This window comes from Nocardia carnea NBRC 14403 (assembly GCF_000308515.1).
Taxonomy (GTDB): domain Bacteria; phylum Actinomycetota; class Actinomycetes; order Mycobacteriales; family Mycobacteriaceae; genus Nocardia; species Nocardia carnea.
Genome location: NZ_BAFV01000056.1, coordinates 14509 through 27493, shown reverse-complemented (window position 1 = coordinate 27493; position 12985 = coordinate 14509). Strand labels below are relative to the sequence as shown.

16 protein-coding genes are annotated in these 12985 nt (G+C 67.4%); 6 read left to right on the top strand and 10 right to left on the bottom strand.

Features of this window, described 5'->3' with window-relative positions; genetic code table 11:
- Positions 1-8: 8 nt before the first annotated feature.
- Both ON22_RS20265 and ON22_RS20260 read right to left on the bottom strand, forming a co-directional pair.
- Positions 9-365, bottom strand: coding sequence for a GntR family transcriptional regulator (locus ON22_RS20265; protein ID WP_033243601.1), 357 nt, complete (start codon positions 363-365; stop codon positions 9-11).
- Positions 366-367: 2 nt separating this feature from the next.
- Complete coding sequence (locus tag ON22_RS20260; protein ID WP_033243228.1) at positions 368-1342, bottom strand: hypothetical protein; 975 nt, start codon at positions 1340-1342, stop codon at positions 368-370.
- Positions 1343-1435: 93 nt separating this feature from the next.
- Between ON22_RS20260 and ON22_RS20255 the strand changes: the two genes are divergently transcribed.
- The gene (locus tag ON22_RS20255) at positions 1436-1795 is read left to right on the top strand and encodes a TfoX/Sxy family protein (protein WP_033243227.1); all 360 of its coding nucleotides are present in this window, start codon (positions 1436-1438) and stop codon (positions 1793-1795) included.
- A 36-nt stretch (positions 1796-1831) separates the two neighbouring features.
- On the opposite strand, the gene rsgA is transcribed toward ON22_RS20255, so the two are convergent.
- The 3 genes from rsgA to ON22_RS20240 all read right to left on the bottom strand — a co-directional run bounded on the left by rsgA (position 1832) and on the right by ON22_RS20240 (position 5728).
- Complete coding sequence (rsgA, locus tag ON22_RS20250; RefSeq protein WP_174375612.1) at positions 1832-2860, bottom strand: ribosome small subunit-dependent GTPase A; 1029 nt, start codon at positions 2858-2860, stop codon at positions 1832-1834.
- Positions 2833-4143, bottom strand: coding sequence for a 3-phosphoshikimate 1-carboxyvinyltransferase (aroA, locus tag ON22_RS20245; RefSeq protein WP_033243599.1), 1311 nt, complete (start codon positions 4141-4143; stop codon positions 2833-2835). The genes rsgA and aroA overlap by 28 nt, the downstream gene beginning before the upstream one ends.
- A gap of 79 nt (positions 4144-4222) precedes the next feature.
- Positions 4223-5728, bottom strand: a complete 1506-nt coding sequence (locus ON22_RS20240; RefSeq protein WP_033243226.1) for an aldehyde dehydrogenase family protein — start codon at positions 5726-5728, stop codon at positions 4223-4225.
- 185 nt (positions 5729-5913) lie between these two features.
- Between ON22_RS20240 and ON22_RS20235 the strand changes: the two genes are divergently transcribed.
- Positions 5914-6768, top strand: coding sequence for an SOS response-associated peptidase (locus tag ON22_RS20235; RefSeq protein ID WP_033243225.1), 855 nt, complete (start codon positions 5914-5916; stop codon positions 6766-6768).
- Positions 6769-6816: 48 nt separating this feature from the next.
- Here ON22_RS20235 and ON22_RS20230 read toward each other — a convergent pair whose 3' ends face one another.
- The 3 genes from ON22_RS20230 to ybaK form a co-directional block, all read right to left on the bottom strand.
- The gene (locus ON22_RS20230; RefSeq protein ID WP_033243224.1) at positions 6817-7122 is read right to left on the bottom strand and encodes a hypothetical protein; all 306 of its coding nucleotides are present in this window, start codon (positions 7120-7122) and stop codon (positions 6817-6819) included.
- 195 nt (positions 7123-7317) lie between these two features.
- Positions 7318-8010, bottom strand: coding sequence for a guanitoxin biosynthesis heme-dependent pre-guanitoxin N-hydroxylase GntA (gene gntA, locus ON22_RS20225; RefSeq protein ID WP_033243223.1), 693 nt, complete (start codon positions 8008-8010; stop codon positions 7318-7320).
- Positions 8011-8410: 400 nt separating this feature from the next.
- Positions 8411-8902 (bottom strand): Cys-tRNA(Pro) deacylase, encoded by a 492-nt coding sequence (ybaK, locus tag ON22_RS20220; RefSeq protein WP_033243222.1) that lies wholly within the window; start codon positions 8900-8902, stop codon positions 8411-8413.
- A 241-nt stretch (positions 8903-9143) separates the two neighbouring features.
- On the opposite strand from ybaK, the gene ON22_RS20215 reads away from it, so the two are divergent.
- The gene (locus tag ON22_RS20215) at positions 9144-9809 is read left to right on the top strand and encodes a sigma-70 family RNA polymerase sigma factor (RefSeq protein ID WP_086007777.1); all 666 of its coding nucleotides are present in this window, start codon (positions 9144-9146) and stop codon (positions 9807-9809) included.
- Between the two features lie 20 nt (positions 9810-9829).
- Positions 9830-10096 carry a mycothiol system anti-sigma-R factor gene (gene rsrA, locus ON22_RS20210; protein ID WP_033243597.1) on the top strand — a complete coding sequence of 89 codons (267 nt, stop codon included), beginning with the start codon at positions 9830-9832 and terminating at the stop codon, positions 10094-10096.
- A 78-nt stretch (positions 10097-10174) separates the two neighbouring features.
- Here the strand turns inward: rsrA and ON22_RS38575 are convergent, their stop codons facing one another.
- The gene (locus ON22_RS38575; RefSeq protein ID WP_022597109.1) at positions 10175-10249 is read right to left on the bottom strand and encodes a 50S ribosomal protein bL37; all 75 of its coding nucleotides are present in this window, start codon (positions 10247-10249) and stop codon (positions 10175-10177) included.
- A gap of 147 nt (positions 10250-10396) precedes the next feature.
- Between ON22_RS38575 and ON22_RS20205 the strand changes: the two genes are divergently transcribed.
- Complete coding sequence (locus tag ON22_RS20205) at positions 10397-10612, top strand: biotin/lipoyl-binding carrier protein (RefSeq protein ID WP_033243221.1); 216 nt, start codon at positions 10397-10399, stop codon at positions 10610-10612.
- Positions 10613-10632: 20 nt separating this feature from the next.
- On the opposite strand, the gene ON22_RS20200 is transcribed toward ON22_RS20205, so the two are convergent.
- Positions 10633-11259 (bottom strand): hypothetical protein, encoded by a 627-nt coding sequence (locus ON22_RS20200; protein ID WP_197039644.1) that lies wholly within the window; start codon positions 11257-11259, stop codon positions 10633-10635.
- A gap of 177 nt (positions 11260-11436) precedes the next feature.
- Between ON22_RS20200 and ON22_RS20195 the strand changes: the two genes are divergently transcribed.
- Positions 11437-12951, top strand: a complete 1515-nt coding sequence (locus ON22_RS20195) for a sensor histidine kinase (protein WP_033243595.1) — start codon at positions 11437-11439, stop codon at positions 12949-12951.
- The last annotated feature ends 34 nt before the right edge of the window (positions 12952-12985 follow it).

Sequence of the window (12985 nt, the reverse complement as noted above, 5' to 3'; positions counted from 1 at the left end):
TTCGGGGATCAGCGGGTGGCGGCGGCGCGGACGAGCTCGATGAGTTCGTTCTCGTCCAGGCCCATCTTGCGGGCGGCGGCGACGAGCTGTCCGGCGAGGTCCACAACGGCGGCCCGGCCCGCCGGGGCGCCGGCGCGGATCGTCGCGCCCCGGCCGCGGCGTAGTTCGATCAGGCCTTCGTCGCGGAGCCGCTGATATCCGGCCAGCACCGTGTGGATGCTGACATCCAGCGAGGCGGCCAGGTCGCGGGCGCCGGGCAGGCGCTCGCCCGCGTGCGCTTCACCGTCGGCGATGGCCCTGCGTACGCAAGCCGCGATCTGGTCGGCCAGGGGTTCCGGACGCGCCGGATCGACACGGATCAGCACCGTCACGCGGCCCTCTGTACGACACCCGCCAGAACCCCGGCGCCCGTTTCGGCGTCGTCCACCGAGACCGCGAACTGCCGGCCCGAGCGGCGGGTCACCACGATGCCCGGGCCGCCGCGCAACACCACCGCGGTGGCGCCCGGGGTCAACCGGATTCCGTAGCCGCCGTAGTGGGCGGGCGAGATATCGGTGGCGGTGACCTCGGAGATTTCGGCCGGCGCCAATCGCCACCGGGGCCAGCCCAGCAGACCGGTTCCCACGGTGAGCCCGCGCTGATCGACGACGACCCGCACGAGCGCGAGTTGTCCCACCAGCACCCCGGCGAGTACCGCGATCACACCTGCACCGGGGTGTACGGCGAATCCGACCGCCACCCCGATCAGTACCGACGAGACACCGGCCAGCAGCATCCACGGCGAGGTCGCCCGCCGCGACCAGCTCACTCGTTCCGTGCGTCCGATGGCAAGGGGTTCGGCGGGGGCGGGCACATTCTCGGCCACCGGGCTGGCCGGCGCGATGAGCCAGCCCACGGCGCCGAACACCAACGCGATCACCGCCGCCACCGGGAACATCCAGGCGGGCAGGGTGGCCTGTGCGGGGTCGGTCAGGCCGAGGTTGGCGCGGGTGCCCGCGAACAGGAGGACGCCGAGCAGTGCGCCGACTCCCCAGGAACTCGAGACGAGCAAACGGTTGGGATCGAGGGTGGTATCCGGCCGGCGTGCCGGTGCGCCCTTCCGGTTGGCGGCCACCAGCATCGCGGCGAACAGTGCACCGAAGCCGACGGCCAGGGCAGCGGCGATACCCATGGTGGCGACCCGTCCGGTGAAACCGTCGGCACCGCCGGCGGCGAAGTGGGTGGCCAGCGGATCGGGCAGATTGTCGGCCGCGGTGGCCAGCAGGACGAGGTTGGGGACGGCGAACAGGATGGGCGGGAGCCCGGCCAGTATGCAGAGCCGGAGCGAGCTGGGTCTTGTCACGGGAACTCCTTTGTTATGTTTGAAGCATAACAAAGGCGTCAGTGTCCGCTCGTTCCGGGTGGATCTGTCGGCCGGGACGCGCACACTGACCCCATGGCATACGACGAAGAACTGGCGGAGCGGATTCGGGACGTGGTGGGCGCCGCGGCCGATACTTCCGAACGCAAGATGTTCGGCGGGCTCGCCTTCTTGTTCGGCGGGCATATGGGGGTCGTGGTGCTGGGCGGTGGCGGATTGATGATCCGCATGGCGCCGGAGGCGGCAGCCGTGCTGGTCGACGATATCTCGGTGGCGCCGATGGTGATGCAGGGCCGGGAACTGGACGGTTGGCTGCAGGTGAGCCCCGACGCTGTCGCCGGCGACCCCGACCTCACGGAATGGGTGGACCGTGGCGTCCGGTTCGCTCGGTCGTTACCGCCCAAGAAGCCGAAATCCGGGAAGCCGAAACGCTGACCGATCCACCGCGAGAAGTATTGCGGCGGACCGTTTTCACCAGGATTCGTTCGAATTCAGCGCGACCAGCAGCCGGCGGATCGCGGCCACCCGGCGCGCCTTGTCCGGGAGTTCGTCGAGGGCGCATTCCGGATCGGCGGGCGGCCCGAGATGGGTGCACCCACGCGGGCAGTCCTCGATCGCGGCGGCGAGATCGGTGAACGCGGCGAGCACATCGTTCGGGGTGATATGGGCGAGACCGAACGAGCGCACACCCGGGGTGTCGATCACCCAGCCGCCGTCCGGCAGCGCCAGTGCGACCGACTGCGTGGAGGTGTGCTTACCCTTGCCGACGCCGGAAACCTCCCCGACCGCCCGCGCCGCATCCGGAACCAACCTGTTCACCAGGGTGGATTTCCCGACTCCCGAATGCCCGAGGAAGCAGGTCAGGCGGCCGGCGAGTAATTCCAGGGTGGTGTCGAGGGGGTCGTCGACACCCGCGTAGACAATGGTCAGGTCGAGATCGGCGAAATCGCCGGCGAACTGCGAATCCGCGGCCAGATCGTGTTTGGTCAGGCACAGCACCGGGGTCAGGCCGCCGGCGAAAGCGGCGACCATCGCACGTTCCACGAAACCGGTCCGCGGCGGCGGATCGGCCAGCGCCACCACGATGAACAACTGTTCGGCATTACCGACGACCACCCGTTCGAACGGGTCGGTATCGTCGGCCGTCCGGCGTAATACGGTGCGCCGCTCGGCGACCCGAACGATCCGCGCGAGGGTATCCGGCCGGCCGGAGAGATCGCCGACCACATCCACTTCATCGCCCACCACGATCGGTGTCCGGCCCAACTCCCGGGCGCGCATCGCGACCAGCGGCCGCGCCGGATCGCCGTCCAGTACACAACCCCAGCGCCCCCGGTCCACCGACACCACCATCGCGGGCTGCGCATCGAGATGCTCCGGACGGGTTTTGGTGCGCGGACGCGAACTGCGCCGCCCCGGACGCACCCGCACATCGGATTCGTCGTAGGAGGCGCTGCTGCGGCCGCGGCGGCTCAGTGGGCCGCTCCCGGTGCGGCCGATTCCGGGTCGAGCATGGACTCCCACAGGCTGACGAAATCGGGCAGGGTTTTGGCGGTCGTGCCGATATCCTCGATCTCCACACCGGGTACGGCGAGGCCGAGAATTGCACCGGCCGTGGCCATCCGGTGATCGGCATAGGAATGCCAGCGGCCGCCGCGCAGCGGAGCCGGAGTGATCGCCAGCCCGTCCTCGGTCTCGGTGACCTGACCGCCGAGCCGGTTGATCTCGGTGGACAGGGCGGCGAGCCGATCGGTTTCGTGGCCGCGCAGATGCGCGATACCGCGCAGCCGTGATTCCGAATCCGCGAGCGCGGCCAGCGCGGCGACCGTGGGCGTCAGTTCGCCCACATCGTGCAGGTCGATATCGATACCGGCGAGCCGGTCGGGGCCGGTCACGGTGAGTGCGCCGTCGGAGAAACCGGCTTCGGCGCCCATCCGCACCAGGATCTCCCGGATCACATCGCCGGCCTGGGTGGTCAGGCGCGGCCAGTGCGGGATGCGTACCTGCCCGCCGGTGACCGCGGCGGCCGCCAGGAACGGGGTGGCGTTGGACAGATCGGGTTCGACCTTCCAATCGACCGCGCGGATTTCGCCCGGCGCGACCGTCCAGACCTGTTCGGCGCGGCTGTCGGCCGGCGCCTCTACCGTCACATCGGCGCGGCGAAGCATTTCCACCGTCATCTCGATATGCGGCATGGACGGCAGGGCGCCACCGGAGTGCCGGACCACCACGCCCTCGTCGAAACGAGCGGCCGAGAGCAGCAGGCCGGAGACGAACTGCGAGGAACCGGAGGCATCGATGGTGACGGTGCCGCCGCGCAGCGCACCGTTACCGCCCACGGTGAACGGCAGGGCATCGCCCTCGATCGTCGCGCCGAGTCCGCGCAGGGCGTCGAGAATGGTGCGCAGTGGCCGGACGCGGGCGGCGATATCGCCGTCGAAAGAACTGTCCCCGGTCGCCAGCGTGGCCACCGGGGGCACGAAACGCATCACCGTACCCGCCAGTCCGCAATCGACCCGGTCGCCGCGGAGCGGGCCGGGAGTGACGGCGAGGGTATCGGCGTCGCCGATGATCTGGGTGCCGAGCGCACGCAGGGCATCGATCATCAGTCCGGTATCGCGGCTGCGTAGCGCCCCGGTGATGGTGGACGGACCGTCGGCGAGCGCGGCCAGGACCAGCGCTCTGTTCGTGATCGATTTGGAGCCGGGCAGGGTGACGGTCGCCTGCACGGGGGCGTCGACATGGGGCGCTGGCCAGAAACTCACTGCACCATCTTGGCGCATCGGCCCGGCATGCGTGCCGGTGGTGCTCCCGAGTGTGTCGCCGAGCACCACCGGCCGCCTGTTCATCTGTGCCGGACTATCACTTGTTGCGGCCGTGCAGTAGCGGCACCATCTTGCGCAGCATCTTCATATTCGCCGGGGTGCGGCTGTAGCTCATCAGCGCCATACCCGGGATCGCGAACCGCTGGACCGCGATCGAATGCGGGCGGACGAACTCGCGCAGGCCCGGTTCGCCGTGGATGCGGCCGATCCCGGAATCGGCGCTGCCGCCGAAGGGCAGGCCGGGGATGGCGGCGAAACCGAGTACCGAGTTCACCGAGGTCGCGCCGACTTTCAGGCGGCGGGCGATCTCGAGGCCGTTGTTCTTCGAGTACACGGCCGAGGCCAGGCCGAAGGTGGTGTTGTTCGCCAGTTCGATGGCCTGGTCGATGTTGTCGACCGTGGTGACGGTGACGGTCGGCCCGAAGGTTTCTTCCTTGACCGCGGCGGAGTTCTCGTCCACATCGACCAGGACGACCGGTTCGATGAACGGCCCCTTCACCGATTCCGGACCACCCAGCAGGGCCTTGCCGCCGCTGGCCAGTGCCGCCTCGATATGCCGCTTGACGATATCGATCTGGCTCGGCATCGTCATGGGGCCGTAGGCGGCGCCGTCTTCGGAACCGGGCTTGACGTCCTTCAGGATCCGGGTCAGTTCGGCGAGGAACTGGTCCTTCACCGATTTGTCCACGTAGACGCGTTCCACGCCCGCACAGGTCTGGCCGCTGTTGGAGGTGGCGCCCCAGGCCACGGCGTCGGCGGCGGCCTTCACATCGGCGTCCGCGGCGACGATCACCGGATCTTTACCGCCACATTCCAGCAGTACCGGGGTGAGGTTCTCGGCGGCCGAGGCCATGATCTTGCGGCCGGTGGCGGCCGAACCGGTGAACGCGATCTTGTCGACATCCGATTTCACCAGCGCGGCGCCGGTGGCCCCGAAACCGTTGATCGCGACGAAGACGCCCTCGGGCAGCTCCGGGTTGGCCTCGGAAAAGGCTTCGGCAACGAAATTGCCGATACCCGTGGAGAATTCGGACGGCTTGAACACCACGGTATTACCCGCGGCGAGGGCGTAGGCGATGGACCCGTTCGGGGTGTACACCGGATAGTTCCACGGGCCGATCACACCGACGACGCCCAGCGGCCGGTATTCGATCCGGGCGGCGAAATTGGCCATCATCGGACCCGAGGGGACTTTCTGCGGCGACAGCTTCTTCTTGGCGTGCTTGGCCGCCCAGGAGATGTGCTCGAGCGCCAGCATGAGCTCCAGGAAGGCGTCGTCTACCGGTTTGCCGTTCTCGGCATGGATGAGGGCACAGAACTCATCGGATTTGGCGACCAGCCGGCTGGACCAGCGCAGCAGTGCTTTTTTGCGACCGTCGAATCCGAGATCTGCCCAGACGCCGGTGGCGGCGCGGGCCTTGGCGACGGCTTCGGCGACCGCCGCGTCATCCGCGATCGGATACGTGGCCAGCGTCGCGCCGGTGGCCGGATCGACCGAAGTGAGCACCGAGTCTTTCTCGGCGGCTTTTTCTGTGGTTGTCACAGGGTCTCCTCTGCGGGAAGTAGGGCGGTAGCTGCGCGCGCGGACGGTGCAGCCTGTGACCGCCACGTCCCCGTTGAGAGAATGCTAAGACATAACTCTCAACACGTCACCCAGTACCAGCCCCATTGTCGTCCTCCGGGTCGCAATTGTCTCGATCTGTCGGTATTCAGTGCGACCATCGGAGTATGTGCGGACGTTATGCGACGACGACGAATCCCGGGCGCCTCGCCGCGGAGTTGGACGCCATCGACGAAACCGGACCCGCCCCGTCCGATATCCGTGCGGGGAGCACCGGCGAATCGGGCGCGGCCGAATCCGGTGCCGGCCCCGACCGGCGGCAGTGGGCGAACTACAACGTCGCCCCCACCACCCAGATCCTCACCGTGGTCGACCGGCACGATCACGACGACCGCGGCGACGACGTACACCGCCGGATCCGCCGGATGCGCTGGGGCCTGATCCCGCACTGGACCAAAGCTGCCGAACCCGGCGTCCCCGTCAAAGGAAAACCGCTGTTCAACGCCCGTGCCGATAAAGCAGCGAGCCTGCCGTCGTTCCGGGACGCGGTGAAATACCGCCGCTGCCTGGTCCCCATGGACGGCTGGTACGAATGGCTGGTCGAACCCGATCCCGCCGGGCCGGGGCGCGGTAAGAAACCGAAGGTGATCAAACATCCGTACTTCATGTCACGGGCCGACGGTTCGCGGCTCTACATGGCGGGTCTGTGGTCGGTCTGGCGCGACCGCACCCTCGACGATCCGCGGCCGCTGCTGTCGTGCACCATCCTCACCACCGACGCGATCGGGGATCTCACCCGTATCCACGACCGCATGCCGCTTCCCATGCCGCAGGAACACTGGGCAGCCTGGCTGGATCCCGACCACCCTGCCCCCGCCGAACTCCTCGAATCCCCCCGTGACGAACTGGTCGCACAGATCACGGCACGCCCTGTGCCGCCACTGGTGAACAGTGTGAAGAACAACGGCCCGGAACTACTGGCCCCGGCCGACGGCACCGCCGAACAGCCGACACTGCTGTGAAACGGGTGCTTCCGGGGCATGCGAACCACCCCGGAAGCACCTGCACCGTCAGCTACCCAGCGGGCAGCTGACTGCCGGGGTCGCGATACTCAGACCGCATTTGAGCAGGTCGGCGCTGAGGTCGATGGTTTCGGAGAGAATTCCGCCGCCCGCCTTTTCCGCACGTTCGGCCGGCCCGTTCTCCGATTCACCGTCGTCGGTGGAACCCTTCTCGCCGCCGAGCGGATACTCGCTCGGCGCCGCATACGCGGCCGGTGCCGCGAGCGAGGTCGTCAGCAGGGCGGGGGCAACGGTCAGCGCCGCGGCCGCGGAGACGGCGACGAACACGGTGCGCAGGGGTTTGCGCGGGGACATATCGCATCACATCCTCGGGTCGGTCCAACTCCTCGCCCACAAGTAACGCATACAAGGGCGCGCTACCAGCGGATTCCCGCGCGGTGCGCGGGCGAGTTGCCCGGTTTCGAAGTGTGTGCGCCCGCAGCCGGGAGCACGCGCGGCGCAGCGGTCGGCGACGAGGCCGATGCGCCGCGCTTTCCCGAGGCGGGCAGATCAGTTCCCCGGGACCCCGGCCAGTTCGCGATCCTCCGACGTGGGGCGGGCCGCGAACGGGCATTGCCAATCGGCGGGTTTGGGGCGGCCGGAATAACGGCGCGCTTCGGAGAGCTGTTCGTACTCCAGCAGGTTGGGGTTGATATCGCCCTGCAGCGTGATGTCCTGCTTGCGGATCTTCTCCGCCAGGCGGTCCCACATACCGGCCGCTTTGATCAGCCCGAACTGTTCATGGGAGTTGAACGCCAGCATCGGAAACGGTGGCCGGCGGCCCAGCCGCCGATGCGTCTCGTGCAGCCCGATAACGAAGAACGGGTGGCCCGCCACGCTGTATCCGAACTCGCCGGATTGCGGATCGGACGAATACCCGGGCGCCCACGCGTACGTATCCGCTTCCGCCTCGTGCAGCAGCTGTAGGTGCTCCCACAGCAGCTCCTCGAAACGCAGCTCGTCCACCCCGCGAGGCTGCTCGAAGGTGGCGATGAAGCTGGTGAACTTCCGCGGATTCCAGTCCGCGTCGCCGACGTATTCGGCAAGATCGAGTGCCATCAACCGAGCCGAATCCTCGCCACCCATTACGTCGTAATGGCGGTGGGTGATACCGCCTCTGCGCCAGGCGGAGCGGCCCGCCAGACAGGCGAACCGGTCTCCCAGGAGGAACTTCTCCAGTTCAGCTCGCGCGTCCGTCGTCAATCCCGGTGTTCCTTTCAACCACGTATCTTCGTTCGAAGGACAGGTCGGCGATCCACCTGGTGAACCCACCCGCCTCGACCGCACTGCGTTGCCGATCCTGTCAGTCGATCGGCACTGCGCGCGAATCGGGGGAATGCGGCAGATCGGCACCCGGCAGCGGGGGGCCTGCTACGGGGCAGCAAACAGTGATGCGGACATGTCGCGGATCACACCAGCGGCGGCTCCGTCCCGGTCGTCGAGCGATGGGTTCGCCTGTGCTGTTCTGCTCGGTTGACCTGCCGCTTCGCGATCGAAAGTGTGTTCCTCGTACTCCGTGCCCACTCGAACCGGTCGATCACCTTCCGGCCCGCCGGCGGGCGTATCCGGGCCGGCCGCGACGACGCTGTCCGGTCTAGAGCGTTCAGGCAGTGACCGGTGCGGTGACCGCGCCGGCCAACCGGATCAGATCCGCGGGCGCGACTTCGATCTCCACTCCGCGCTTACCCGCGCTGCAGAACACGGTCTCCCAATTCAGCGCCGAGGCATCGACCACGGTCGGGTGGCGGCGGCGCTGCCCCAGTGGTGAGATCCCGCCGAGCACATAGCCGGTGGCGCGTTCGGCCTTCGCCCGGTCGGCCATCGTCGCCTTCGGGGCCCCGAGCGCGGCGGCCGCTGCCTTCAACGACAAAGTCTGCGGGACCGGGAGCACCGCTACCGCGAGCGATCCGGTGGACAGCTCCAGAACCAGAGTCTTGAAGACCTGCCCGGCCGCTGTCCCGAGCCGCGCGTGCAGCACGTCGACTGCTTCGGTGCCGTAGGAGTCGTTACGCGGGTCGTGGTCGTAACTGTGCACGGTATGTCCGGCCCCGTCCGCAAGCAACGCGCGGATCGCCGGTGTGGCGCCTGCTGCCATGGCCAGCACCTTAACCCCGGGAACACTTGGCGACCGGTGCGGGTTGTACGCGGCAGATACAGCGCATCGGGCGGGCCTTCCCGGCCACCGGTGCCCAACCCGTTAGAGCGAAGGAGCGACGGTGCCCGTTCTTGTCGAACAACGCCCGATGACTGCGGATCCGGCCCCGGCGCGCACGCGGTTCTTCTCCGACTTCACACTCCCGGTAGATTTGGCTGGTGAACCTATCGAAGGGACACGTGTGACGAGCGAGGACGACGTGGCGACCGGAACCGGCGCCGACGAGCGGCCTGCCGAACAGCCGGAAACCGGCGCCGAACTGGACCGGCGGTTCGAGCGGGACGCGCTACCCATGCTGGACCAGCTCTACGGTGCCGCGCTGCGGATGACGCGTAACCCCGCCGATGCCGAGGACTTGGTCCAGGAGACCTATGTCAAGGCCTATGCCGGTTTCAAATCCTTCAAAGAAGGCACCAACCTGCGGGCCTGGTTGTACCGGATCCTCACCAACACCTACATCAATTCCTACCGGAAGAAACAGCGCCAGCCCGCGCAGTATCCGACCGACGAAATCACCGACTGGCAGCTCGCGGCCACCGCGGAGCACAGTTCGACCGGTCTGCGTTCGGCGGAGGTCGAGGCCCTCGACGCGCTCCCGGACGACGACATCAAAGCTGCCCTCATCCAGCTACCGGAGGAATTCCGGATGGCGGTGTACTACGCCGATGTCGAAGGTTTCCCGTACAAGGAAATCGCCGACATCATGGGCACACCTATCGGTACGGTGATGTCCCGGCTGCACCGCGGCCGGAAACAGCTGAAGGGTCTACTCGGCGATGTTGCGCGTGAACGCGGGTTCAACCGCACCGCCGAGTCCACCGAGGTGCGCCAGGAGGTCAAGCAGTGAGCACCGAGCACGATCCCGATATGGAGCTCGACTGCACGGCGGTACTGGCCGATGTCTGGTTGATGCTCGATGGTGAGTGTGACGACCGCACCCGCGAACGGCTGCAGCACCATATGGACCACTGCGCGCCCTGTATCGAGGCCTACGGTATCGAAGAGAAGATCAAGAGCCTGCTCAGCCGCAAATGCGGCGGCGACAAGGCCCCGGATTCGCTGCGTGAGCGCCTGATGGTGGAGATCCGCAGCCGCTCGGTGACGATCACCACCGAGGAGACTCCCGCCGAATAGGCCGAGGCCCCGTCCACGAGAAAACCCGCACTCCTCGGGAGTGCGGGTTTTCCTACATTCCGTACCTGTGCCGGCGGCTCAGGCGTTGGGACGTTTGCCGTGATTGGCGGCGTTGCCCTTACGGCTGCGCTTCTTGCGGCCACGCTTACCCATAGGTAGCTCCCTCCTGGGGACATTTCCCGCGACTGCGGGGAGTAGATACTGATCCCGGCCATTGTTTCACGTGTGATTGGCTGTACCGACGGCGGTACATCGGGGCACGTAACCCGATACCGGAACGAAGCGGACGAACGAGGTGTCATGGCCGAAGAAGTGCGGGCGGAAATGGTGTCCACGGTGCTCACCGTCGAGGTCACGGTAGGCGACCGGGTCGCCACGGACCAGACACTGGTGCTGTTGGAATCCATGAAGATGGAGATTCCGGTGCTCGCCGAGGTCGGTGGTTCGGTTGCCTCCGTCGCCGTCGAACCCGGCCAGGTCCTCCAGGCGGGCGACCTGATCGCCGTGATCGATTGATTTCACCCGGTGCCGGGGGGCTATACGTCGCGGTAGTGCCCGGCGACCGCGGCGAAGGCCTCCTTGGGTTCCCAGGGCATATCCGGGTAGGTCCGGCCTCGACTGTCCGGTAGGACCTTGACGATGCCCAGGCCGGCGAGGTCGAGGTCGTCGCGCGGGTCGCCGGTCGTGCGGTGGGGATAGTTGTACAGCGCGAAGAGGAATACGAAGGTGCTGTCGACGCCTTCGGAATCGAAGATATCCAAAAGTTCACGCAGGTAGGCCGCCTGGCCGGCCTCGTCTCGGACGTAGTCCCCGGTCAGGCGGACGGGGTCGCCGTATTCGTCGTATTCGACGATTTCCATACTCCGCGGCGCCACCTCACCGGCACCGCGCCAGGTGGCTGTGCCGGAGCCGGTGACGGCCACCGGTTTTCCCTGCGCGACGAGGCCGCGGACGCCCGCCCGGAACTGGTCGGCGACTTCGGCGGAGCGGATGAGTTCGATGGCGAGGAAGTCGAACGGGGACCAGTCGATGCGTTCGAACGGTATGCAGGCGTAAGTGATCTTGCCGCACCGCGCCACCGCAGAGACGGGGAGCGGTCCGCGGTTGCTCGCGCGTTGCGGGTTCGGCTGCGCCGCCGCGTCCATGACCGTCCAGTTCCTCATCACCGCCGGGTGCCGCCTCCGGATCACCGGGCAGGCTCTCCCGATCGAATGACGGTCCATCCATCGCATGAGACATCGGTCGCCCATCGCGCGGGCAAATTCACCGATGGCAGCCGTGACGGAGTGGATCGGCGGGGGCCGCAACTCCGTACGCGGCGGGCACGCCAGAATTGGCTCATGTCGACACTGAGTGATCTGCTGGCCGAACACACCGATCTCCCCGGGGTGGCGGTGGATCATCTGCAGCGCGTCGTGGGGGACTGGCAGTTGCTCGCCGACCTGTCGTTCGCCGATCTGCTGCTGTGGGTCGGGGCGGGGCCCGTCCAGGATGGCGCCGATATAGTGTGCGTCGCGCAGTGCCGGCCCACAACCGCGCCGACCGTCCACCTGGGGGACCTGGTCGGCTCGGTGGCGCGCCGCGCGGATCACTCGCAGGTTTTCGATGCGCTGATCAGTGGGGAGATCGTGCGTACGGATACCGAAGGGGAAGCGACGGGGGTGTATCACCCGTACCCGGTGCAGGCGATCCGCGAGGCGATCCCGGTGCGTTGCGGTGACGATGTCATCGCGGTGCTGAGCCGCGATACCGACCGGCAGCGTTCCCGGGTGCGCAGCGGCCTGGAGATCGCCTATGTCGCCTGTGCCGATGATCTGTGCCAGATGATGGCCGACGGGACCTTTCCGACCACCGAAGACCGTGCTGCCACCCATTCCAGCCCGCGGGCCGGGGACGGGTTCATCCGCCTCGATACCGACGGCATCGTCACCTATGCCAGCCCGAACGCCCTGTCGGCGTACCACCGCATGGGTTTACAGGCCGATCTGGCGGGGCAGGATCTGGCGACCACCACCCGATCACTGATCACCGACCCGTTCGACGCGCAGGAAGTAGTGGGCGATATCCAGGCCGCGCTCGCCGGACGCACGGGGAGGCGGATGGAGGTCGAGGCACGTGGGGCGACCGTACTGTTGCGCACCCTGGTGCTGCGCCCGCACGGTGAGCTGGCCGGGGCCGCGGTGCTGGTGCGGGATGTCACCGAGGTCAAACGGCGTGACCGCGCGCTGCTCAGCAAGGATGCCACCATCCGGGAAATCCATCACCGGGTGAAGAACAACCTGCAGACGGTGGCGGCGCTGCTGCGGTTGCAGGCGCGGCGTACCGAGAACGACGAGGCGCGGGTGGCGCTCACCGAATCGGTGCGGCGGGTCACCTCCATCGCCTCGGTACACGAGATGCTGTCCATGTCGGTGGACGAGGAGGTCGATCTGGACGAGGTCGTGGACCGGTTGCTGCCGATCATGGCCGATGTCGCGACCGTGCACACCGCCCGGATCACCGTGCGCCGGGCGGGTTCGCTGGGAGTTTTCTCGGCCGAACGCGCCACACCGCTGGTGATGGTGCTGACCGAACTCGTGCAGAACGCCATCGAACATGCCTTCGACGGCGGCCAGAACGGGACGGTGACCATTCGTGCGGAACGTTCGGCGCGCTGGCTGGATGTGATCATCAGCGATGACGGACGCGGGCTGCCGGCCGATTTCAGCCTGGAGTCGTCGGACAGTCTGGGACTGCAGATCGTGCGCACCCTGGTCACCGCGGAACTGGGCGGATCCATCGGATTACACCCGGGTACCGATATCGGAACGGATGCGGTACTGCGGGTGCCGTTGGGGCGTCGGGCGGCACGCTGATACCCGACGGAAACTCGCCGGTTTCAATTATGCA